This is a genomic window from Desulfobotulus mexicanus (assembly GCF_006175995.1).
GTDB classification, from domain to species: domain Bacteria; phylum Desulfobacterota; class Desulfobacteria; order Desulfobacterales; family ASO4-4; genus Desulfobotulus; species Desulfobotulus mexicanus.
In genome coordinates this window covers 77,666-99,363 of record NZ_VDMB01000007.1, presented here as the reverse complement: position 1 = coordinate 99,363, position 21,698 = coordinate 77,666, and the positions used below count along the sequence as shown (strand labels likewise).

21 protein-coding genes are annotated in these 21,698 nt (G+C 51.5%); 14 read left to right on the top strand and 7 right to left on the bottom strand.

The window, feature by feature from the left end; all coding sequences use genetic code 11:
- Positions 1–16 precede the first annotated feature (16 nt).
- From FIM25_RS07445 to FIM25_RS07430, 4 genes are all read right to left on the bottom strand, one after another.
- Entirely contained in the window at positions 17–727 is a 711-nt protein-coding gene (locus FIM25_RS07445) for a class I SAM-dependent methyltransferase (RefSeq protein ID WP_139447849.1), read from the bottom strand.
- The gene (locus FIM25_RS07440; RefSeq protein ID WP_139447847.1) at positions 714–1,961 is read right to left on the bottom strand and encodes a glycosyltransferase family 4 protein; all 1,248 of its coding nucleotides are present in this window, start codon (positions 1,959–1,961) and stop codon (positions 714–716) included. The genes FIM25_RS07445 and FIM25_RS07440 overlap by 14 nt, the downstream gene beginning before the upstream one ends.
- Positions 1,962–2,191: 230 nt before the next feature.
- Positions 2,192–2,701, bottom strand: coding sequence for a flagellar basal body-associated FliL family protein (locus tag FIM25_RS07435; protein ID WP_139447845.1), 510 nt, complete (start codon positions 2,699–2,701; stop codon positions 2,192–2,194).
- Positions 2,702–2,703: 2 nt separating this feature from the next.
- On the bottom strand, positions 2,704–3,822 hold the full coding sequence (locus FIM25_RS07430) for a hypothetical protein (protein ID WP_179953238.1): 1,119 nt from the start codon (positions 3,820–3,822) through the stop codon (positions 2,704–2,706).
- Positions 3,823–3,979: 157 nt separating this feature from the next.
- Between FIM25_RS07430 and FIM25_RS07425 the strand changes: the two genes are divergently transcribed.
- The 3 genes from FIM25_RS07425 to mnmH are packed head-to-tail and all read left to right on the top strand — an operon-like array spanning position 3,980 to position 6,121.
- Positions 3,980–4,405 (top strand): hypothetical protein, encoded by a 426-nt coding sequence (locus tag FIM25_RS07425; protein WP_139447841.1) that lies wholly within the window; start codon positions 3,980–3,982, stop codon positions 4,403–4,405.
- Entirely contained in the window at positions 4,402–4,932 is a 531-nt protein-coding gene (locus FIM25_RS07420; protein WP_139447839.1) for a dihydrofolate reductase family protein, read from the top strand. Before FIM25_RS07425 ends, FIM25_RS07420 begins: the two co-directional genes overlap by 4 nt.
- The gene (gene mnmH / locus FIM25_RS07415; protein WP_179953237.1) at positions 4,922–6,121 is read left to right on the top strand and encodes a tRNA 2-selenouridine(34) synthase MnmH; all 1,200 of its coding nucleotides are present in this window, start codon (positions 4,922–4,924) and stop codon (positions 6,119–6,121) included. Before FIM25_RS07420 ends, mnmH begins: the two co-directional genes overlap by 11 nt.
- Positions 6,122–6,124: 3 nt before the next feature.
- On the opposite strand, the gene FIM25_RS07410 is transcribed toward mnmH, so the two are convergent.
- Entirely contained in the window at positions 6,125–6,724 is a 600-nt protein-coding gene (locus FIM25_RS07410) for a hypothetical protein (protein WP_139447835.1), read from the bottom strand.
- 201 nt (positions 6,725–6,925) lie between these two features.
- Between FIM25_RS07410 and FIM25_RS07405 the strand changes: the two genes are divergently transcribed.
- Complete coding sequence (locus FIM25_RS07405; protein WP_246052079.1) at positions 6,926–7,804, top strand: pyruvate, water dikinase regulatory protein; 879 nt, start codon at positions 6,926–6,928, stop codon at positions 7,802–7,804.
- Between the two features lie 135 nt (positions 7,805–7,939).
- On the opposite strand, the gene FIM25_RS07400 is transcribed toward FIM25_RS07405, so the two are convergent.
- Positions 7,940–8,461 (bottom strand): inosine/xanthosine triphosphatase, encoded by a 522-nt coding sequence (locus FIM25_RS07400; RefSeq protein ID WP_139447833.1) that lies wholly within the window; start codon positions 8,459–8,461, stop codon positions 7,940–7,942.
- A gap of 264 nt (positions 8,462–8,725) precedes the next feature.
- Between FIM25_RS07400 and FIM25_RS07395 the strand changes: the two genes are divergently transcribed.
- From FIM25_RS07395 to FIM25_RS07350, 10 genes are all read left to right on the top strand, one after another.
- Entirely contained in the window at positions 8,726–10,414 is a 1,689-nt protein-coding gene (locus tag FIM25_RS07395; RefSeq protein WP_139447831.1) for a glutamine--tRNA ligase/YqeY domain fusion protein, read from the top strand.
- Complete coding sequence (locus FIM25_RS07390) at positions 10,414–11,295, top strand: biotin--[acetyl-CoA-carboxylase] ligase (protein WP_139447829.1); 882 nt, start codon at positions 10,414–10,416, stop codon at positions 11,293–11,295. Before FIM25_RS07395 ends, FIM25_RS07390 begins: the two co-directional genes overlap by 1 nt.
- A 128-nt stretch (positions 11,296–11,423) precedes the next feature.
- Entirely contained in the window at positions 11,424–15,140 is a 3,717-nt protein-coding gene (locus FIM25_RS07385; RefSeq protein ID WP_139447827.1) for a pyruvate carboxylase, read from the top strand.
- A gap of 449 nt (positions 15,141–15,589) precedes the next feature.
- Positions 15,590–16,093, top strand: coding sequence for a pyridoxamine 5'-phosphate oxidase family protein (locus tag FIM25_RS07380; RefSeq protein ID WP_179953236.1), 504 nt, complete (start codon positions 15,590–15,592; stop codon positions 16,091–16,093).
- Positions 16,090–17,913 carry a UbiD family decarboxylase gene (locus FIM25_RS07375; protein WP_139447823.1) on the top strand — a complete coding sequence of 608 codons (1,824 nt, stop codon included), beginning with the start codon at positions 16,090–16,092 and terminating at the stop codon, positions 17,911–17,913. The genes FIM25_RS07380 and FIM25_RS07375 overlap by 4 nt, the downstream gene beginning before the upstream one ends.
- A gap of 411 nt (positions 17,914–18,324) precedes the next feature.
- Positions 18,325–18,651, top strand: a complete 327-nt coding sequence (locus FIM25_RS07370; protein ID WP_139447821.1) for a hypothetical protein — start codon at positions 18,325–18,327, stop codon at positions 18,649–18,651.
- Between the two features lie 6 nt (positions 18,652–18,657).
- The gene (rlmN, locus tag FIM25_RS07365) at positions 18,658–19,719 is read left to right on the top strand and encodes a 23S rRNA (adenine(2503)-C(2))-methyltransferase RlmN (protein ID WP_139447819.1); all 1,062 of its coding nucleotides are present in this window, start codon (positions 18,658–18,660) and stop codon (positions 19,717–19,719) included.
- Positions 19,716–20,015 (top strand): nucleotidyltransferase family protein, encoded by a 300-nt coding sequence (locus FIM25_RS07360; RefSeq protein ID WP_246052076.1) that lies wholly within the window; start codon positions 19,716–19,718, stop codon positions 20,013–20,015. Before rlmN ends, FIM25_RS07360 begins: the two co-directional genes overlap by 4 nt.
- Positions 20,008–20,364 carry a HepT-like ribonuclease domain-containing protein gene (locus tag FIM25_RS07355; protein WP_139447817.1) on the top strand — a complete coding sequence of 119 codons (357 nt, stop codon included), beginning with the start codon at positions 20,008–20,010 and terminating at the stop codon, positions 20,362–20,364. The genes FIM25_RS07360 and FIM25_RS07355 overlap by 8 nt, the downstream gene beginning before the upstream one ends.
- Positions 20,365–20,393: 29 nt before the next feature.
- The gene (locus FIM25_RS07350) at positions 20,394–21,245 is read left to right on the top strand and encodes a rhomboid family intramembrane serine protease (RefSeq protein WP_246052074.1); all 852 of its coding nucleotides are present in this window, start codon (positions 20,394–20,396) and stop codon (positions 21,243–21,245) included.
- Positions 21,246–21,264: 19 nt separating this feature from the next.
- Here the strand turns inward: FIM25_RS07350 and FIM25_RS07345 are convergent, their stop codons facing one another.
- Positions 21,265–21,696 (bottom strand): NUDIX hydrolase, encoded by a 432-nt coding sequence (locus tag FIM25_RS07345; protein WP_139447816.1) that lies wholly within the window; start codon positions 21,694–21,696, stop codon positions 21,265–21,267.
- Positions 21,697–21,698: the final 2 nt, after the last annotated feature.

Below are 21,698 nucleotides of genomic sequence, written 5' to 3'. Positions count from 1 at the left end.
CTTGTTGTTTTTTATCTCATGGTTTACGAAAATAAAGCACAAGGCTTTTTCCCATGAAAGGGTTGAGGATACGGTCCATGATTCTTGTAAGTGCAGGTTTTTCCATGATATCCCAAACAAGAAAGCGGTGATAAAGGCGCACTGCCGGGTGTTGATTATTGGTGGGGCCCACCAGGCATTTCAGCCACCAGAAGGGGCTGTGCAGACCATGGGCGTAACCGCATCCCCTGTATTCTAGTCCTTCTGCTTCCAGCATACGGATCAGTTCATTTTTTTTATAAATCCTAACATGGCCCTGATTGGCATGGCTGTAATCCTTTGCCAGCCACCAGCAGATTTTTTCAGGCCAGAAACGGGGCACACTCACCACCACATCGGCCCCCGGCCTTGCCACCCGGACCAGCTCCGCTGCTGCGGCTTTGTCGTTGGGGATATGTTCCATGACCTCAGAACAGATGACCGCATCAAAGGCCTGATTTCTGAACGGAAGTCTTGTGATATCTGCCGTGCTAAGCCCCCATGAGCCGCCACCGTGCCAGCCCATCATGTCATGGTTCTCAAGGCGTTCTCTGGCTGAAAGAAGATCCCTGTGGCAGAGGTCGGCACCTATGGCCGTAACCTTTTCAAGGCCGTAGGCCGCTGCCGTGTGGCGGCCGGGGCCGCTGCCTATATCGAGAATTTTCCAGCCGGGTCTGATGGTCATGCGACGGAAATCAACGGTGATCACGGATAACCTCCCTGTAAGTTTCTACGGTTTTTTCCGCAGCATTTTTCCATGTGAACTGTTCGTGAACCCGGGCATATCCTGCAGCTCCGAGCTGTTTTCTTTTTTCAGGATCACCAAGAAGGTCGCATATGGCCTTTGCCAGGGCATTGGAATTTCCCGGTGGTACGAGAAGGGCCGCATCGCCTGCCACTTCCGGAAGGGCACCGCCCGTGGTGGAGATCACCGGTGTGGCCGTGGCCATGGCTTCGCCTACGGGAAGGCCGAAGCCCTCGTAAAGGGAAGGTACAACGGCTATGGAAGCTTTGGCATATTCCCTTACAAACTGATGGTGATCAATCCTCCCCGTAAAATCGATGAGGTGTGAGATATCGAGTTTTTTGATCAGTTTTTCAATACCGCCCTTTTCTTTAGCCTTGCCGATGACAGTAAGTCTTACGGAATGGGTTCGGGAAACCTGATGCAGGGCTTCAAGCAGGTGGTAAAGACCCTTTAGGGGCATGTCTGCACTGTTGGTGACAATGAGCCGTCCCGGTTCTCTGGGGATGGCGGGCATGGGGTGGAATAGTTCCGTTGAAATGCCATTGGGTACAACGGAAAAGCGGGAAGGATCTATGGCGTATTCCCGTGCAATGTCATTTTTGGAAAATTCACTCACCGTAATGATTTTTGCTAGCTTGCGGCTCACCCTTTTTTGCATGCCGATGAAGGAATACCAGCGCAGGTGTTTGAACTTTTTCCATGGAGCACGCACACTGCGTATGGCCAGCTTGCGGTCCACCGTCATAGGATGGTGGATGGTGGCCACGGTGGGTATTTTCCGGCTGAGCTTTTCTATACCATAGGAAAGACTCTGATTGTCGTGGATGATATCATATTTATGAAGCTGGTCTTTCAGATGGCGCACGGCCCGGAATCCGAAGGTGAAGGGTTCGGGATAGCCCATGGTGGAGGTTCCGAGCCATTCCATGAGGTTGACAGGGTCTTTCAGTTCATCCAGACGGGGGGTTCTGAAAAGGGCTTCGGGATTGTAAAGATCCAGAGTCTCTACCGGAATGAGCCGTGCTGCCCCTTCGAGCAGGGGGTCCGGGGGGCCTGCCAGTACGTCCACTTCATGACCCAGTTCACAGAGGGCTTTGGCAAGGTTTCTTATATACACTCCCTGTCCGCCGGAGTGGGGATTACTCCGGTAACTGATCATACATATGCGTAAAGGCTGGTTTGTTTTTTCTGACATGCCGACTCCCGATCTTATATGACTGAATAGCAACGCACGGCACATAGCGGCGTCTTGTCTTGAAGTAACTTGTTAAGTTACTTATAAACGAGGAAATTTCCGGCAAAAAGTAAGGTGCTGAACCCAGCGCCTCTGCCCGGAAAAATCCCTTGGTAAAGGAGTCACATATGTCGATGGGGCTTGTTTCGTCAAGGCTTTTTGCATGAAAAAAAGCCTGTTTCCTTCGGGAATCAGTCCATTCCCCCGCCACCGCTCAGTCTGTAGTCAGTCAGATAAAGGTGCTGGATCTCCGATTCAATGTAGCGGTTCAGGATGGTGTCCGTCACGGCCAGCACCCGTCCTTCATTATTTTCAAGGTCTGCACGGGTATATGGAGAAAGGGCAATGGTAAGGGCATGGCGGATGCGGTCGGACTTTCTGCGTATTTCAGTAATGCCGCTGCTGTTTTTGAAGCGGAATGTCAGCTCCATGGCCATAAAGCTTCTGTCCGCAAGGTTGGTTGCAAAGCGGAACTCATAGCTGGGAAGATGGGCTGTTTCTTCTAAGGGGGGCTGTTTTCCCGGTTCAAAGAACATCCGCCTCTGCTGCTGGGCTTCCCAGTTGCCCCGCCTTGCCTCATATATTTCTCCTAAACCGGAGAACTGATATTTCTTATCATAATAGGGTTTATAAAGAGCAAGGCCTATGATGATCAAAAGAAGAACTGCAACGCCAATGCCGATTTGTATCTGCTTTTTCATGGTTATTCTCCCTCGGGGAATCCCAGAAAGGTGGCTTCAAAGGCAATGCACAGGGTCTGGTCTCTGGGGTTTTGTTTATAAATTTCCGATTCCATCTCCATGGGAAGGTCAAAATTCCATGATATGAGGATTTCCCTTTCGTTTATAGCCTCTATCTGTGCGTAAAGCCTTTGATTTTCAGGAAAGGGCTGAACATAGGGGTTTTGTTCATCTACGGTTTTGTAATTGACAAGCCGGGTCAGCTCGGCCACAAAAACCGCTTCCCATCGCCAGAGTCTTGCATCCCCTGAAGCTCTGATTTTTTCAAAAACAGGAAAGGTATCAAGGATTACTCCTGTCCCGTCTTCAGTGAACACGGCCCTGTGGCCTGCCTTTGTGTTCACGGATGCCTGCTGGTCCACCAGTGCCAGCAGTGCTTTTTCATAAAAACGGACATAAAGGTGAAAGGGTGTGCCTGCCTGAATGCCGGGGCGGTTAATCCGGCCTTTTTCTATCAGGACGTGTTCACCATTTTCAAGTCTGAACTCAGGAGGATGTACAAAATACTCTCCCTGTGTCAGTTTTTGAGGGTAAGCAGGAAAATCCGTATCCGGCGTTTCAACAGATGCAATATAAACACTGAAATGGCTGCTTTCAAAGGAAATGGTTTTATTTTCTATGTCTCTGCTCTTCAGGGGCATGGATTCCCATTTGCGCTTATCAGGGTTAAAGTATCTGGCATGGACCTGATAATCATGTATCCTGCTGCCATCGGCAGTTTTTTCCCCGTAGGGCAGGGTAAGAACGGCAGGGGCCTTGAAATTAAGGCCGCCAGGTGAAAAGGCCACAGCAGGACCAGCGGCTTTTTTTCCTGCTGGCAGGGGAGCCGGGAGGGGAGTGGGCCGGATTTCTATGGTTTCTGCTGAATAAAGGGCATTCACAGGAAGTGTGATGCCAGCATCGAAAATGCTGCTGGCCCTGTCCGTAACTTTGAGGCTTCCTCCTCTGAAATCCATGGTCATTGATGCCTCGGGCCGGGTTGTGACGGGTGGCTGAGGATTGGCTGATTCTGTTTTTTCTTCGGTACAGCCCCATATTAAAAAAAGACAGAAGCACAGAGCAGATATTTTTAAAGTATGCATGATGGATTCTCCGGGAAAAATACGGTGAAGTTCTGCTTTTCTTTCTGGTTTCATCCAGTCTTAATTAAAGCAAGAAATATGCCCTTTATCTATGCTGCTTGACCTTAAAACCTGCCTGACTTACATTCGGGCGGATCTGTGTTACAGGAAATAAGGTATGTTTAAGGAAGAAGAGTCCATTTCAAAGAGGAGGTCTGTGGTGGTGGATAAGGTATTTACAGAAGAATTGGTAAATCAGGCCCTTGATTGTCTGCCCGAAGGGCTTTGCCGGAGGCTGAGGAAAATTCCTGCACCGGAAAGGCTTTCCGTGCTGGAGGAAGCCGGGGTTCTTCCGGAACGGATGGGGCTGGATATGGAGGAAGAGGATATCCGCTCTCTGGATAAGGCCATCCGCTATAAAGATGCAAGGGTGCAGCTGGTGCGCATGGTGCTCATGACGCGCATCAAAAATGATCAGGAAAACCCGGAGCTTGCCGAAGAGCTGGCGGCCTATATTTTTGACCGTCATTCCCTTGACACTGTCCATGCGGCCTATGAAGAGCATTATCAGGGAAAACCCCTGCCTGTACCGGTCAATGCATGAAAGCTGAAAAAGGTATACGGGTAAGCCTTGTCATGGCACAGACCCTTGATGGCAGGACAGCCCGTAGTTCTTTGGACCCCATGGACTGGACGGAGGCTGCTGACAAGGCACATTTTTCAGCCCTTACCCGACGCATGGGCCTTGTTATCATGGGTTCAAAAACCTTTGATGCCATGGGTGGTCCCCTTCCGGGGAGGAAGAATGTGGTTTTCACCCGATTTCCGGAGTCCCGTCATGATATGTCTGAAGGTCTTGAATTCACATCGGATTCCGTAGATGCGGTTCTGGATGGCCTTGCCGCAGAAGGATACCGGGAGGCGGCCCTGATTGGTGGCAGCCGTTTGAATGCGGCTTTTGCGAAGGCAGGGCGTATCCATGAAATCTTTGTGACCGTCTCTCCCCTTATCTTTGGGGGAGGTCCCGGGCTTTTTTCTGAAAATATTCCCATGGATCTTTTGTTTGTGGATGCAAAGCCTCTGGGGGCAAGTTCTATGCTTCTTCATTACAGGGTCCGGCATGGAGTCTGAAATGAAGCCCGAGGCAAAAAACTGTGAGCAGCAGGAAGAACTGGCCCTTCTGTGCAGGCGTATTCAAAAACTGGATCTGCCGGAGCTGAGGCAGGACCTCATTGCACCGGAGGTCAGGGACATTTCCCGAAAGTCCTTTGGAGAAATGCTGCGCCGTTATCTCTGCCACGGTGCCGGTGATTATCTGGTTCTGGATGTCCGATCCGAGTCCGAATATGAAAAAGATGCCATTCCAGTGGCTGTTTCCATGCCCATTCTCAATGACAGGGAGCGTCATGAGGTGGGGCTTTTGTACAAAAGGCATAATCACAGGACGGCACTGCGTTATGCCTTTTATCTGGCAAAGGAAAAGGAAGCCCTTTATGTGGAAAAGGTAAGGGCGCTCGGTCAGGGCAGGCCCCTTGTGATTTACTGCTGGCGGGGAGGCGGCAGGAGCCGTTACGTGGCAGGTCTTCTGGAAAGGCATGGATTTTCTGTCCTGCGCCTTGAAGGAGGGCATAAGGGTTTCCGGAGGGAGGTGTATCAGCTTCTTTATCACGGGGATTTTACCCTCTGGCCCCTTTCCGGTCCTACGGGCTGTGGCAAATCCCAGGTGCTGGAGCTGCTGGCTGCAAATTTTCCCCATATTCCGGTTTTGCATCTGGAGGCTGCCGCAGGGCATGCTGCTTCGGTTTTCGGGCACATCCGCTTTGCGGAAAAGGGAAAAAGTACTGTTGTGGACCAGCAGGCCTTTGAGATGCGGCTTTATCTCTTTTTGCTGGCACACCAGAGGGAAGATGGCAGTTTTCCTGCCTTTGTTACGGAAATGGAAAGCCGGAAAATTGGTCCTGTGCAGGTGCCTCCTGCCCTTTTCAGGGCCATGGAAAAAGGCCCCCACATCCGCCTTGAAGCTTCCATGGAGGCACGGGTAGCAAGGCTAAAACGCGAATACTTTGGTGGGGCTGGAAGGGATGTGGCTGCTGTACGCCATGCTTTGGATTTTCTCACAAGGCGGGTTGGGGGACACAGGGTGAGGCAGTGGCAGGCTTTGCTGGATCAGGGAGATGTGGATTCTTTTCTGAGGGAGATTCTGGAAGAATATTATGATAAGGGCTACAGGGAAGAAAGATTTCTGCCTGCAAAGGTTCTGTGCAGCGATGATATTCTGGCCACCACAGATGTGGTGGCCGGATTATGGAAAAAGACTTAGAAATCAGGGGGATTCTGCCGGGGGAGCCGGTGGTGTCGGGGGAGTCTGGGGACCATCTGTGCTGCCTGTCTGAATCCGGTGAATTCGGATTACATCATGGATGGCAGGTGTATCCGCACAGAGTCTCGTTATGAGATCCAGCCTTGTCATGCTCTGGAATCGGCCATCTTCACTGCGGGGGGCGTATTCAAGGATGTGGACCCATTCGTTGTCCACGCCTATGACCTCGCCGCACATGGCCGTGAGTCCGGCCATCTCATTGAGAAAAGCCGCAGTGCCAAAGCGCTGCTGGACATCTTCTATGAGAAGCCTGAGGGAACCGAGCCGCAGTTCCGGCACCTCAAAGGGTGTTCTCAGGCGGGCCAGTTTCAGTACGGTCCGGGTATCTCTGGTTTCCCAGAGGAGGTCTGTAATGTCATCGGTGTAAAAGACGCTGATGCCATTGTAACGTCCCGTGCTGTCGTATTCCGTCACCTGAACAAGGGTGTCGGAAAGGGCACGGATCTGGCCGACGATGGGGCTTTCGGAAAAGTGCCGCCTTCCGATTTCCACCACATCCTGATTTTTTTTAAAATGTTTCAGTTTTTCTAAGATCATGCCCATACTGGCCTCCGTGTCCGAGTGTTAAAAAAAACACTGTACCCATAGTCGAGTTCCTCTGCCTTGTCAAAAGATCTGAGGAGAAATACCAAAAAGAGGGTTAGAATAATATCATTCACAAAAGGCCTGTGAGTATTAAAAAAGTTTAGTGGCCAGCAGAAATTTAAGTTTTAAAAATTTAAAATATACTTGAAAGGATATTCCATGTCAGGTGGAGAACTTACGACCATGACCCGGCAGGGGGCCCCTGTTTATGTGCTGTCCTGTGGGCAGGGAATCAATGGAGAGCAGATGGTACGTTCCGCACTGGTGCAGTTTCCCGGGGTGCGGAGCAAGGTTGTGCGTGTTCCCCATGTACATGATGCCCATCAGATCCATGAAACCCTTGAGAGGGTGGCCGAGGAAAAGGGCGTTGTGGCCCATACCATTGTGGATCCGGGGCTGAGGGAACTTCTTGTCTGTGAATGTGAGCAGATGGATATTCCCTGTGTGGATTTCATGGGACCTGTGCTGGATATGATGCAGCAGAACTTCGGGGATGCCCCCCTGTGCGAGCCGGGACGCTACCGCAAGTTCAATCAGGTGAACATGAACAGGGTCACGGCCATTGAGTTTGCCGTTGCCCATGATGACGGGCTGAATCCACAGGATCTGGGGAAGGCGGAAATTGTGCTGGTAGGTCTTTCCCGTTCCGGCAAAACGCCTTTGAGCATGTACCTTTCCGTCCATGGCTGGAAGGTGGCCAATATACCCATTGTGATAGGCATCCCTCTGCCTTCCGAGCTGATGGCCATCAACCGCAAACGCATTGTGGCCCTTTATATTGACCCGGAACAGTTGGCCGCCCACAGGCAGATTCGCAGAAAGCGGCTGGGGCTCACCGATGACATGGCTTACTCCGGGGTGAAGGAGGTGTACCGGGAAGTGGATGCCGTACGGGAGCTTTATCGTCGCCATGGTTTTTCCACCATCAATGTGAGCAACAAGCCCATTGAATCCAGTGCCGAAGAGGTGATAGCCATCATAGAAAAACGTTTCCCCGAAGGTGCCCACAAGCAGGGAAAACGTAAGGTGGAGCCTTAGGCTATTTTCCCGGCCCCTTTCTTACCCATAAGTATAGTTGAAAGTGGATAGGGTTTTGTAGGGGCAGGCCCCTGTGCCTGCCCAGTTTTGGGCATAGGGAGTCAGTCTCTGGCACTGGTAATTGCGGAATGGATCTCAGCAAAGCGCCGCCAGTGCCATATGTATGGAGGGTTTGGTATAATCCATGCGGGTGACGGCATTGCCGGTAAGAATACCGATCAGCCCTTCGCTGTAACCGATGCGGGGGTTTTTGCTGAAGCCTGCTGCCTGCACCGCCGCATCCAGTTCCATTCCTTCTTCGGTGACAAGGCGGCTGATTTTGGTGGGCAGTTCAAAGGCTGGACCAAGGCCCGTGAAATACTCCCGGCCATTGTAGAATACGCAGGCCGTAAGGTTCATGAAGCCCGTGCGGGTCAGGGGAACGGGCACAATGCCCGATTCAATGCCCACACCCATAAAAATGCCTTCATGCCATACGGCCTTTGCCCGGTTTCTGGCACCTGTGAGGGTGCTTTCAAAGCCCTTTGGCTGATCCGGTACACCGGAGGGAGCATTTTCACAGCTCACATGGACGGAGGAAAAGCGGCCTGATTCTTTCAGGGCCTGAATCAGGGCTTCTTTTTTCACGGGGTTGAGGGAGCCTAAACAAAAATGCATGTTTTTTCCTTGAAAAATTGTGTGTTAATTTTAAAGCCTTGGTTTTAGTAAAAGACAATCGGGCTGTTTGTGAGTGGCATTGCAATGGTTTAGGATTGCGTCACGGGTAAATGGCTGGGTGCCTGTACACCTGACTGACAGCTGTAGCCGCTGCCAAACGAAAATGGTACTGAAGATTAGAGGTTGTTTTTAAGAAGCACACGGGATTTTTGTGCCTCCGTGACGGACTGCCAGCATCGGGCTTAGATGCCCTGAAAGGATACCATGAGTACAGTAGAAAATGCAGCACCTTCCCACTTTATCCGCAATATCATCAAGGCAGACCTTGAAGCAGATACCCATAAGGGCCGGGTGCATACCCGTTTTCCTCCGGAGCCTAACGGATACCTGCACATGGGCCATGCGAAATCCATCTGTCTGAATTTTGGTATGGCGGGAGAATTTTCAGGGAAATGCAATCTGCGCTTTGATGATACCAACCCTGAAAAGGAATCACTGGAATATGTCAACGCCATCAAAGAAGATGTGCGCTGGCTGGGTTTTGACTGGGAGGACCGGGAGTTTTATGCTTCCGATTATTTTGAAAAACTTTATAGTTTTGCAGTGGAACTCATCCGTGGTGGCAAGGCTTATGTCTGCTCCCTTTCCGCAGAAGAAACCCGAAGCTACAGGGGGACACTTACGGAAGCGGGGAAAAACAGCCCCTACCGGGACAGAAGTGTGGAAGAAAACCTCGATCTTTTTGCCCGTATGCGGGCCGGTGAATTTGATGAGGGCAGCCATGTACTCAGGCTTAAAATAGATATGGCATCCCCCAATTTTCTCATGCGGGACCCAACCATTTACCGTATCCGGAAAGTGCATCACCACCGTACAGGGGACGCATGGTGCATCTATCCCATGTATGATTTCACCCACTGCATTTCCGATGCTCTGGAAGGCATCACCCATTCCATCTGCACTTTAGAGTTTGAGAATAACCGGGAAATCTATGACTGGGTGCTGGACAACATTGATGCCCCGGCAAGGCCTAAGCAGTATGAGTTTGCAAGGCTGAATCTTTCCTATACGGTTTTAAGCAAGCGAAAGCTGATTCAGCTGGTGAAAGAGGGGCATGTGCATGGCTGGGATGATCCCCGTATGCCCACCCTGTCAGGCCTTCGGAGAAGGGGCGTGCCTGCTGCGGCCCTGCGGGATTTCTGTGAGCGCATCGGTGTGGCAAAAAAGGACAGCACCGTGGATCTGGCCCTTTTTGAATACTGTGTCCGGGATCATCTCAATGCTTCGGCCCCCCGGCGCATGGGGGTTCTGGACCCGGTGAAGCTTGTTATCACCAATTATCCGGAAGGGCAGGTGGAGTTGCTGGATGCGGTTAATCATCCGGGAGATCCGGCCTTTGGCAGCAGGAAGGTTCCCTTTTCCCGTGAGCTCTGGATAGAGCGGGAGGATTTCATGGAAGATCCCCCCAAAAAATTCTTCCGCCTTTCTCCGGGCAGGGAAGTCCGGCTGCGTTTTGCCTATTTTGTGACCTGTGAGGATATTGTTAAAGATCCTGAGACAGGTGAGGTGCTGGAAATCCGGGCGGTTTACGATCCGGAAACCCTTGGGGGTAATGCTCCGGATGGCCGGAAGGTGAAGGCCACCATCCACTGGGTATCCAAAAATCATGCTATGGAAGCCGAAGCAAGGCTCTATGACCGGCTTTTCACTAAGGAAGATCCCGATGACATGCCCGAAGGAAAAAGCTTTCTCGATGCCCTGAACCCGGATTCCTTTGTGCAGAAAAAAGCCTTTCTGGAACCAGCCATGGCCGAGTCCCTTCCGGGTGAGGTCTTTCAGTTGGAGAGGGTGGGATATTTTGCCGTGGATCCGGAGAGCCAAAGGGAGCGTCCGGTTCTCAATCGTACCGTTACCCTCAGGGATTCCTGGGCAAAGGCAGCCGGTAAATCCTGATGAAAGAGTCTCCCCATATTCTTTTCTGGCAGAAGGGGATGCAAGGCCTTGCTGGCCCTTTGGGCCGGAGTTTTTATGAAAGCTCAGGGTTTTCTCCCTCCGGCTCCGAAGATGCCGGAGGATGGGTTCGGGCAGGTAAATCCGGTACGGATGAAACCCTTATAAGGGTATGCGGAGATTGCTCCACAGCCTTTGATGTGGCCTTCTGGCTGGAGGAAAGGGGCCTTTTTTCGGACTGGGATTCGGTGCTGGCGGAGAGCCAGAGTGCCGGTGTGGGTCAATATGGAAGGCACTGGATTTCACCGGTTGGCAATCTTCACCTTGTCTGGAAACTGCCCGGTTTTTTTTCCGCAGTGGAAGGCCTGCCGCTGATGCTGGGGGCAGCTCTCACTGAAGTTTTTAGGCAGAAGGGGGTGCCCCTTCTGCTCAAATGGCCCAATGATCTGATCCTTGAAGAGCGCAAGGTGGGGGGGATGCTGATACGTTCCCGGCCGGACTGTGTACTTGCGGGTATGGGCATAAACCTTGTTTCGGCTCCATCGGACCGGGAAATAAGGAAAAACAGCACCATGGCCGCAACCTCTCTGAACGAAAAAGGATTTTTTTTCCATCCCCTGGACTTATGGGTGGATATCATGGGGGCTGTCAGGGAAATTTTATCAAAAAGCATTGAAAAAATATCGGATTATGGTTTAATGACTGGTTCGACTCATTGGTTGTGGCGGAAAGGACAGACGGTGATGGTTTATCCGTCGGAAGGTCTGGCAGAAGGCCTGAGCTTTCCTGCTGTTCTGATCGGTCCTGCTGGAGACGGCGGTTTACGCCTGTTATCTGAAAAAGGGGAAATCATTTTTTACTCAGGCAGCATCGGTCCCGCATAGTTTATGTCGGATTTAAAAAACCTGAAGGATTTTTTTAGCTTTGGCAGGTTCTTGGGAACCGGTTCAGGGGCGTTTTAAATCTGACCATTATCCATAAATTTAAAATAAGGCCAGAAAAGGAAACAGACATGGGTGCACAAACCTTTGAAGAGTTCCGTTCAGAAATCCGGCGAAGGCGGGAATCGGGCAATGATGTCCGCATTCTCATTGCCAACCGGGGTATTCCTGCCCGCAGAATTGCCAGGGCTGTCACAGAGCTGGGGGCAACGGCCTGCATAACGGCAACGGACATTGATAAAACCTCTCCCGCAGCCATCGGTGCAAGAAAACTGATGCTTCTGGGGGAAAATCCCACAGCCTATCTGGATCTGGACCGTATTGTAAAAAAAGCCAAAGAAGAAGGCATTGAAGCCATCCATCCGGGATGGGGCTTTGGTGCTGAAGATGATTCCTTTCCTGCCAAATGTGAGGAGGCGGGTCTCATTTTCATCGGACCTCCCCATAAGGCCATGTTTGATCTGGGTAACAAGGTGGCTGTCCGGGCGCTGGCCCAGAAGGTGGGGGTTCCTGTGGTGCCCGGTTCCGAGGGAGCAGTAAGCATTCCTCAGGCAAGGGAAATTGCCGTTAAGCTGGGTTTCCCCATTATGCTCAAGGCCGAAGGTGGTGGCGGTGGCAGAGGTATTTATGAAGTCTATTCCGAAGCGGATCTTGAGTCCAGTTTTGTGAAGGCTTCAGCCCTGGCCGAAGCCAGTTTTGGTAACCCAAGGCTTTTTGTGGAAAGACTGCTTTCTGAAGTCCGTCACATAGAAATTCAGGTCATTGCCGATAAATACGGCAATGTCTTTGCCTTTGATGAGCGGGACTGCACGGTGCAGCGTAACCACCAGAAGCTCATTGAAATCACGCCGTCTCCCTGGCCCAAAATGACAGAAGAGTTGAGGGCACGCCTTAAGGAGTATGCCATCAAACTGGTGAAGGCAGTGGATTATTATTCTCTGGCCACGGTGGAATTTCTTGTGGACATGGAGGGTAACCCCTACCTGATTGAAGCCAACACCCGTCTTCAGGTGGAGCATGGAATCACCGAATGCCGCTATGGGGTGGATCTGGTGGAAGAACAGATTGCCATTGCCTATGGCTGTGCTTTGCGTTTCAATGAAGAGAACACAAAGCCTCACCAGTATGCCATGCAGGTGCGCATTAACTGCGAAGATCCCAAAAAGGGCTTTTCTCCCAATGCGGGCCGTATTACCCGTTACACCTCTCCGGGTGGTCAGGGTATACGTATAGATTCCTGTATTACAGCGGGCTATGAATTTCCTTCCCAGTATGATTCCGCAGCCTCTCTGCTCATTGCCTATGCATCTTCCTGGTCCAAGAATGTGGAACAGATGCGCAGGGCCTTGAAAGAATGCATGATTTCCGGTGTTAAAACCACCATTCCCTTTTATAAGGTTGTGCTGGAGCGTGAAGAATTCATTTCCGGCAACTATGACACCAAGTTTGTGCAGAAAAATCCCGATCTCTTTGATTATGTGGATCAGCAGCCTGAATCCCTCAGGCTTTCCCGACTCATTGCAGAGATTTCCGCCAAGGGTTACAATGAGTACCTTTCCCTTGATAAATACCGGGGGCTTCATGATAAGCGCCTTGGTCCCTGCACACCGGTTATTCCCTTTACACCGGAAAGGGATGCTGTTGCCCATGTTCCCCTGAGAAGGGGGCAGAGCAGGGAGAGTATACTTGATTATGTGAGAACTGCCGGGAAAGTGTTTTTTTCTGATACCACATGCAGGGATCAGACCCAGTCCAACTCCGGCAACCGTTTCCGTCTGGCAGAAGACCGCCTCATCGGACCCATTCTGGATAAATGTGGTTTCTTTTCCCTTGAAAACGGCGGTGGTGCCCATTTCCATGTGGCCATGCTGGGGAACATGACCTATCCCTTTAAGGAAGCCGATGAGTGGAATGATTTTGCGCCGGATACCTTAAAGCAGATCCTGATCCGTTCCACCAATGTGCTGGGCTACAAGCCCCAGCCCAAAAATCTCATGCACACCACAGGCGAGATGATCTGTGAAAATTATGATGTCATCCGCTGCTTTGACTTTCTGAACCACATAGAAAACATGCGGCCCTTTGCGGAAGTGGTTCTGCCCAAAAAATACAAGATTTTCCAGCCCGCCATTTCCATGAGCTATGCCAAGGGTTTTGATGCGGACCACTACCTTGGCGTTACGGAAGAAATTCTTGTCATGGTGGCCGATGTTGCCGGTGTTTCCCTTGAAGAGGCCAGCCGTATCATCATTCTTGGCCTAAAGGATATGGCAGGGGTCTGCCCCCCATCCATGATCCGGGATCTGGTAAAAAGGCTCAGGGTAAAATATCCGGATCTGGTGCTGCATTATCACCGCCACTGTACGGACGGACTTTTCTCTCCCGCCCTTTCTGCGGCAGCAGAAGCCGGGTGTCACATTCTCGATGTGGCCATCGGAGCATCCGTTCGCTGGTATGGTCAGGGTGATGCCCTTGCAACGGCTGCCCTCATTGAAGAGGAACACGGCCTTGATATCTGTCTGGACAAGGAAAGGGTGAGGGATGCTGGCTTTGTTTTAAAGCAGATCATGCCCTATTATGACCGTTATACAGCCCCCTATTTCCAGGGTGTGGATTATGAGGTTGTGCAGCACGGTATGCCCGGAGGGGCCACCAGTTCTTCCCAGGAAGGGGCCATGAAGCAGGGCTACATCCATCTGCTGCCTTATATGCTTAAATATCTGGCGGGTATCCGTCAGATTGTCCGTTACCACGACGTTACGCCCGGCTCCCAGATTACCTGGAACACGGCTTTTCTTTCAGTTACCGGTGCTTATAAGCGGGGCGGGGAAAAGAATGTGCGTAAGCTTCTCGATGTGCTGGAAGCCGTTGTGAATACACCGGAAGAAGCCCTGTCCGATGAAATGAAAAAGGCAAGACTTGAGATTTATCAGGAGGCCAATGACGCTTTCCGGGATTTGATTCTGGGTAAATTCGGCAAGCTTCCCTTGGGTTTCCCTGCAGAATGGGTATATGAGTCCGCCTTTGGTCCGGATTATAAAAAGTCCATGGAAAAGCGCACGGAAGATTCTCCCTTGCAGCATCTGGAACCCATGGATATTGATCTGGAAAAAGAGGCTTTGACAAAGGCTTTGAACCGTGAACCCACGAAGGAAGAGCTGGTCCTTTACCTGAACCACCCCGGAGATGCCCTGAAGACCATCCGTTTCCAGGAGAAATACGGAGATCCCAACAATCTGCCTTTGGATGTCTGGTTTGAAGGTATTGAAAAGGGCAGCTCATGCTCCTTTAAAGACGGTCGGGGCATGCCCCATGAAATGACCATTCTGGATCTTTCCCTGCCCGATGAAGATGGCAATGTTGTGGTCCGTTATCACCTTGATTCGGAAATAATGACCCATGTGGTCAAGGTGGCAGAACCCCTGAGGGGTGGCACCGCTGGCATGGAAATGGCTGATTCCGATAATCCCTATCATATTTCTTCGCCTTCCAACGGAGATCTCTGGGTGACCCATGTGAATGTGGGGGATATGGTGAAGGCGGGTGAGGAAATATTCAATATTTCCATCATGAAGCAGGAGAAAGCCGTGCTTTCCACCGTAGATGGCCGGGTGAAGCGTGTGCTTAAATCTGCCCGTTATCAGGTGGACAGGAAAATGGTCCCCGTTAAAGACGGCGAGCTTCTGGTGGAGCTGGAACCGGTTTCCGCTAACCGTTGTAAAGACTGCGGTGCGCCCGTTCAGGAAGATTTTGTTTTCTGTCCGTCCTGCGGTAAAAAACAGGGTTAGATCTTGACATCTATCCCACGTATGCCATGAAAAGGGGCGGTCTTATGGGCCGTCCCTTTTTAATTGGAACATAATTATTCAGCACAATTTTCATTTGGTAAATCGAATGCCTGTAATCAGGTGCATAGACAACCGGACCATTTGTTCGTGACGCAATCTTATTCGGGATCTTCTAGCCCTGTGCGGAAGCGGCAAAAACTCCCCGCCACAGGCAGGATAAGCTTTTTGATTACTATGACAGGCTTAAGCACGCTGCCTTTGTGGCGGCTCAGACAGTTTGCCGCTTCTTTCGCACAGGCCTGCGAAGCTCTGATCCGAAACGATTGCAATGTCACTCACAAACAGCCCGATTGCCTTTTGTTGAAACCAATACTTTCAAATTAATACAGAATCTTGCATGAAAAAATGTGCTGAAGTTACATTGGAACAAGGTCAGGGTCAGGAGTCCCATGGTGCTTCCAAAGAAAAATAAAGAGGTGTCACGGGAGGATCTCACCGGATTTGCCAGGGAGCTTGCCAGAGAATCCCAGGTCATGACCCTTGCGACTTCAGGCCCCGAAGGCCCGTGGGCAGCGCCTGTTTATTATGTTTTTTACAGGGGAGCCTTTTGGTTTTTTTCATCGCCCGCATCCCGGCATATCCTTGATGGGAGACGGGCCTCGGCAAGTGTATATTATGATGGCGGTCACTGGAAAAAAATCAGGGGCTTGCAGATGACAGGGAGTATCCGTCCCGGTGGCAGCGGATCGGCAACGGCCTTTGCCAGATATTTAAGAAAATTTTCCTTCATACGGGAAATGGCCGGTGCGGGTATGTATGATCCTGTGCAGTTCGGTGAACGCTTCGGCAACCGCTTTTTTTGTTTCATGCCGGAGTACGTCCTCTATGGAGACAATCGGCTGGGCTTTGGTTTCAGGGAGAGGGTTGAAATGAAAGAAGGAAAAAACCCATGAGATATGCAAGCCTTGAAGAGGCTGTGAGGGATCTGGAAAAACAAAAGGATCTGGTTCGTATTCGTGAAGAGGTGGACCCTGATCTTGAAATGGCGGCCATCCACCGCAGGGTACAGGAAGCCGGAGGACCAGCCATTTTTTATGAAAGGGTGAAGGGCTCGCCTTTTCCTGCGGTTTCCAACCTTTTCGGCACCCTTGAAAGGGCCCGCTTTCTTTTCAGGGATACCCTTGCTGCGGTACGTACGCTGGTGGAAGCCAAGGCAGATCCTGCCATTTTTCTGAAACGGCCATCCCGTCTCCTTTCCCTGCCGGGAAGCCTTGGGGCATCCCTTCCCATACGGAAAAAAACAGGGCCTGTTTTAGCCTGTCAAACACGTATATCAAGCCTTCCCGCAGTGCGATGCTGGCCCAAAGATGGTGGTCCCTTTGTGCTTTTACCCCAGGTTTTGAGTGAAGATCCTGAAAAGCCGGGTATTTTTTCCACCAACCTTGGCATGTACAGGGTGCAGCTTTCCGGAAATGACTATATTCAGGATGAGGAGGTGGGGCTGCATTATCAGATCCGCCGGGACATAGGCATCCACCATACCAAGGCTGCTGCCATGGGTAAAAGGCTTCCCGTAAGCGTTTTTGCAGGTGGTCCTCCGGCCCATACTCTGGCTGCGGTCATGCCCCTTCCCGAAGGCCTTTCGGAGCTGGTTTTTGCCGGTGCCCTTGGAGGACGCAACTTCCGCTACGCCCGCAGGGGCGATCATATTATCAGTCTGGATGCTGATTTCTGTATCACAGGCTATGTGGCCGAAGGAAAAAAGCCCGAAGGCCCCTTTGGGGACCATCTGGGCTATTACAGTCTTGTCCATGATTTCCCCTATCTGGAGAATGTGCGGGTTTTTCACCGGAAAAATGCCATCTGGCCCTTTACGGTGGTCAGCAGGCCCCCTGCGGAAGATACGGTTTTCGGTCAGCTTATCCATGAGATAACAGCTCCCATGGTGCCTGTTTCTCTGCCCGGTGTAGCAGCTGTCCATGCCGTTGATGCGGCAGGTGTTCATCCTCTGTTGCTGGCCATAGGCCATGAGCGTTTTGAGCCTGATACATCAAGGCCCATGGAGCTGCTCACCCAGGCTTCGGCTATTCTCGGTTTCGGCCACTGCTCCCTTGCCAAGTATCTCTTCATTGTGGCAAAGGAAGATGCGCCCAAACTGGATGTCCATGATATTCCATCTTTTTTTACCCATGTTCTGGAAAGGGTGGACTGGTCAAGGGATCTGCATTTTCATACCCGGACCACCATGGATACCCTTGATTATTCCGGAGACGGGGTCAATCAGGGTTCCAAGCTGGTGGTGGCGGCCTGTGGTCCTGTCCGTCGGCGGCTGGGAACAAGGCTGCCCGATGGTCTGTCTCTGCCCTTGGGCCTTGACCGGGCGGCCCTTGTCATGCCGGGCATTTTGGCCGTGTCCGGTGGGGCTTCCGGCGGTTCTTTACCATGGGATGCTGAGGAACTGGCGGCTCTTTTGGGTAATGATACTGAATTCAAGGAAGCCTTTCCCCTGATCCTTCTGGTGGATGATGCGGATTTTGTGGCGAAACGGGAGGCAAACTGGCTGTGGGTCACCTTCACCCGGAGTGATCCGGCAAAGGATGTGCATGGCGGAGGCAGCTTTATCCATAACAAGCACTGGGGCTGCACCGGTTCCCTTCTCATTGATGCCCGCATCAAGGGGCACCACGCACCGGGCCTGGAGACGGAGCCTGCCATTGAAAAAAGGGTGGATGCGCTGGCCGCAAAGGGTGGGCCTCTGTATGGATTGATTTGAATGGTGTGGTTTATTTGTTTTAATTCTGTTGCTTAGTGGGTGGGTGGTGATCCATCACTGATCGAAATGAGTTTGAATCCGGCACAAGTTACTCTACGATAAGACACCCTAACAGGGCATGGGTTGCTGTTCAGCACAGTTTATTTTGTAACTCCAATGCTGTATTTGCAGCAGCTTCGCTGTTATTGCAAGGCACCTTGGCTGTTTGCAAGTGACTTTGCAATCGTTTCGGATCAGAGCTTCCGCACAGGACAAGAAGTTCCCGAATAAGATTGCGTCACGGGCAAATAGCCTTGGTGCCTGTGCTCATGGAAAATTGTACTGAACAATTACATAGAATATTGTGATATTGAGATCTGTATCAGGCCCTGCTACCCTGAATACTCAGAAAAAAATGGAGAATTGTCACCTATGGAAGTAACCCTGAATCTGAATGAAGATCTTGTGAAGTGGTATCAGAAGCGTTCGGCCAATTTCGGGCTGGACCTTGATGATATGGTGGATTTTGTGCTCAATGCCTATGCAAAAAAAACCGATCCCAAAAAAACCGCAGCCATCCCCTCCAGGGCCAGGGCTGCCGCAGGTATGAGCGAGGAAGAAGCACTCCGTTATGTGCATTTTCCCCTTGAAAAGCGTCTCTGGCACGGGGCAAGGGAACTGGCGGAGAAAACGGAGATGGATGCCACCGAGTTTCTGACCCGTGTGATCGTGGATTTTCTTGAAGGTCAGAAAGCCTGACAGCCCATGCATAATCTTTTTTCCATGACCTGCGCCGATCTGGAAAACTGGCTGCGCCTCAGCCATGGTAAAGGTGCCTTCCATGCAAAGGCTCTCTACCATGAGGTGATGGGAAGGGGAAACCGTGATTTCGCCCTGCATCCGGCCTTTGAAAAATCTCAAAAACTGGCGCTGGCGGTAGAGGGGTCCCTTGATGTTCCCGAGGCCCGTATTGTGGAGACGGCAGGAACGGATGATTCCTTCAAGTTTGTCACAGCTCTGGATGACGGATTGCGCATTGAGTCCGTGATTCTTACCATGGAAAGCCATGAGACCCTCTGCCTTTCCACCCAGGTGGGCTGCCGCATGGGCTGTGCTTTCTGCGAAACGGGAACCATGGGGCTTATCCGCAACTTACAGCCCGAAGAGATGGTTTTGCAGGTTATGGCTGCCCGATACCAGTTGCAAAGACCCGTCCGCAATGTGGTATACATGGGAATGGGAGAGCCCATGGATAATCTGGATGCGGTACTCAAAGCAGTGGAGATTCTCTCGGATCAGCGTGGGCTTAACATTCCTTTGCGGCGGCAGACCCTTTCCACAGTGGGCCTTGTGCCGGGTTTCAAAAGGCTGGCTTCCATGGAATCCATGAGACCCTTGCACCTTTCCCTGAGCCTTAATGCAGCCAGCGATGATCTGCGCAGCGAGCTGATGCCCGTGAACCGGGCCTTTCCTCTGGCTCTGCTTAAAAAAACGCTGGCTGAATATCCCCTGCCATCGGGTGGGGCCATTCTCCTTGCCTATGTGCTGATTCCCGGTGTGAATGACAGCAGAGAAGATGCCATGGCGCTGGCGGATTTTGCAGAAGGCCTGCCGGTGCGCATCAATCTCATTCCTTATAATCCCGGAACCTGCGGCAGGTGGCCCGCTACAGAGGATAAAGACATTCATCGCTTTGGTGCCCTTCTTTATGAAAAGGGGCTTTTTGTGAGAAAGCGCTGGAGCCGGGGCAGGGAAGTGATGGCCGGATGCGGGCAGCTGGGGGGCAGGCCGGAAAAAGACAGCAAAGAAAAACAGGAGGCCACATGAAAAGAATGGAAAAGGATTATATTCTTGCACTTCTTGTCCGTAGCAAGCCCGTCCTTGAAAAGCGTTTTGGAGTGACCCGGCTGGCATTGTTTGGTTCTGTGGCAAGGAACGAATCATCCGCAACAAGCGATGTGGATGTGATGGTGTCCTTTGACGGCCCTGCAACTTCGGAGCGTTATTTCGGGGTTCAGTTTTTTCTTGAGGATTTACTGGGGGTCTCCGTTGATCTTGTCACCGAAAAAGCCCTGCGCCCTGAACTTCGTCCATTCATTGAACGGGAGCGTGTTAATGTCTGATTCTGTCCGTAGGGAATGGAAATTTTACATCGATGATATGATAGAGTTTGCAGAGAAAGTGCTGCTTTATACAGAAAATATGGGGCAGTCAGATTTTATAGCAAGCGGCTTAAATTATGATGCCACAGTACGAAACCTTGAGTTGATAGGTGAAGCGGCCAAACATATTCCTGCGGAAGTCAGAGAAGCAAACCAGCAGATCCCATGGCGTCTTGTTATTGCACTGCGCAACAGGCTGATCCATGCCTATCTCGGCATAGATAACGATACCCTGTGGAGTGTGATCCGTGATGATGTCCCGGTTCTTCTGGCTGATCTGCAGAAGCTGCGGCATATAAATTCAGATTAAAGCCCGGAATATTATATTCAGGAGGCTCCATGAAAAATACAAAGGCCCGGATGTGTCCGAAGTGCGGTAAAATGGTGAGCCATGATCAGGATCAGTGTCCCTGGTGTGGTCAGAAGCGTCCCGGTAATCCGCTGCTTCCTGCCAATCTTGTTGCACGCATGGGAAGGCCGGGGGAGATCATCCGCATACTGATCTGGGTGAATGCCATTTTATACCTTGCATCTTTGCTCATTAACCCTGCGGAAACCAAGTGGACCATGAATCCCTTTGCCGCCCTTTCTCCGGATACCCGAAGCCTTCTCATGCTGGGAGCTACGGGAACCTTTCCCGTTTATCAGATGGGGAACTGGTGGACCCTGATCACGGCTGGCTTTCTCCATGGCAGCCTGCTCCACATCCTTTTTAACATGGCGGCCCTTTATCATGTGGGACAGCTTGCTGAAAGGGCTTTTGGTCCTTTCAGGATGCTTCTCATTTATCTTCTTACCAGTGTTGCTGGTTTTGCCCTTTCCCTTGTGGGTGGCGTGCGCCTGACCATAGGGGCTTCGGCTGCGGTATGCGGTCTCATCGGAGCGCTTCTCTACTATGGAAAACGCAGGGGAGGCTTCCATGGAAAGGCGGTGTATCAGCATACTCAAGGCTGGATTATCGGTCTTCTGATCATCGGCTTTCTGATGCCAGGCATCAATAACTGGGGTCATGGCGGCGGTCTTGTGGCTGGGATTCTTGCGGCTTTTGCTTTGGGATATTCTGAAAAAAGGCCGGAAACCCAGAATCTCCGTATGATAGTTTTTGTCATTGCCATGCTTGTACTGGCCCTTTTGGCATGGGTGGCCTTTACGGCTCTGGTTTACAGGGGCAGCCTCGGTCGTCTGATCTGAGTGAAAGGGGGCTGGTGCCTCAGACGGAGATTCCGAACCCGAAAACCTCTGCCAGCATTTTTAAGGTATCCGGTGATACGCAGAGGTTTTCAAGTTCTTCTTCGGAAATCCATGCGGCCTCCCTTGCGTCGTCACCGGCCCTGGGTTCGCCTTCAAGGTAGTGACCCAGTACATCCACAATGAGATAGTGCCAGATAATCCGGCCCTGATCGTCCTTTTCCACAAGATCCATAACCCAGACCACCTCTCCCGCCCGGATTCGGATACCCGTTTCCTCAAAAATTTCCCTTTCCGCAGCCTCGCCATAGCCTTCTCCAAGGCGCATTTTCCCACCGGGGATGGCCCAGTATCCCGCAGCCGGAGCCTTGCCCCGTTTGACCAGAAGCACTTTGTTTTCATGGAAGACCACAGCTCCCACGGCAGGGATCGGGTAAGCGGTTTTTTCTGTCATCG

Coding starts and splice junctions, on each gene's coding strand:
- FIM25_RS07440 (WP_139447847.1), bottom strand. CDS start 1,961: ATGTCAGAAAAAACAAACCAGCCTTTACGCATATGTATGATCAGTTAC.
- FIM25_RS07435 (WP_139447845.1), bottom strand. CDS start 2,701: ATGAAAAAGCAGATACAAATCGGCATTGGCGTTGCAGTTCTTCTTTTG.
- FIM25_RS07430 (WP_179953238.1), bottom strand. CDS start 3,822: ATGCATACTTTAAAAATATCTGCTCTGTGCTTCTGTCTTTTTTTAATA.
- FIM25_RS07425 (WP_139447841.1), top strand. CDS start 3,980: ATGTTTAAGGAAGAAGAGTCCATTTCAAAGAGGAGGTCTGTGGTGGTG.
- FIM25_RS07420 (WP_139447839.1), top strand. CDS start 4,402: ATGAAAGCTGAAAAAGGTATACGGGTAAGCCTTGTCATGGCACAGACC.
- mnmH (WP_179953237.1), top strand. CDS start 4,922: ATGGAGTCTGAAATGAAGCCCGAGGCAAAAAACTGTGAGCAGCAGGAA.
- FIM25_RS07410 (WP_139447835.1), bottom strand. CDS start 6,724: ATGGGCATGATCTTAGAAAAACTGAAACATTTTAAAAAAAATCAGGAT.
- FIM25_RS07405 (WP_246052079.1), top strand. CDS start 6,926: ATGTCAGGTGGAGAACTTACGACCATGACCCGGCAGGGGGCCCCTGTT.
- FIM25_RS07400 (WP_139447833.1), bottom strand. CDS start 8,461: ATGCATTTTTGTTTAGGCTCCCTCAACCCCGTGAAAAAAGAAGCCCTG.
- FIM25_RS07395 (WP_139447831.1), top strand. CDS start 8,726: ATGAGTACAGTAGAAAATGCAGCACCTTCCCACTTTATCCGCAATATC.
- FIM25_RS07390 (WP_139447829.1), top strand. CDS start 10,414: ATGAAAGAGTCTCCCCATATTCTTTTCTGGCAGAAGGGGATGCAAGGC.
- FIM25_RS07385 (WP_139447827.1), top strand. CDS start 11,424: ATGGGTGCACAAACCTTTGAAGAGTTCCGTTCAGAAATCCGGCGAAGG.
- FIM25_RS07380 (WP_179953236.1), top strand. CDS start 15,590: ATGGTGCTTCCAAAGAAAAATAAAGAGGTGTCACGGGAGGATCTCACC.
- FIM25_RS07375 (WP_139447823.1), top strand. CDS start 16,090: ATGAGATATGCAAGCCTTGAAGAGGCTGTGAGGGATCTGGAAAAACAA.
- FIM25_RS07370 (WP_139447821.1), top strand. CDS start 18,325: ATGGAAGTAACCCTGAATCTGAATGAAGATCTTGTGAAGTGGTATCAG.
- rlmN (WP_139447819.1), top strand. CDS start 18,658: ATGCATAATCTTTTTTCCATGACCTGCGCCGATCTGGAAAACTGGCTG.
- FIM25_RS07360 (WP_246052076.1), top strand. CDS start 19,716: ATGAAAAGAATGGAAAAGGATTATATTCTTGCACTTCTTGTCCGTAGC.
- FIM25_RS07355 (WP_139447817.1), top strand. CDS start 20,008: ATGTCTGATTCTGTCCGTAGGGAATGGAAATTTTACATCGATGATATG.
- FIM25_RS07350 (WP_246052074.1), top strand. CDS start 20,394: ATGAAAAATACAAAGGCCCGGATGTGTCCGAAGTGCGGTAAAATGGTG.
- FIM25_RS07345 (WP_139447816.1), bottom strand. CDS start 21,696: ATGACAGAAAAAACCGCTTACCCGATCCCTGCCGTGGGAGCTGTGGTC.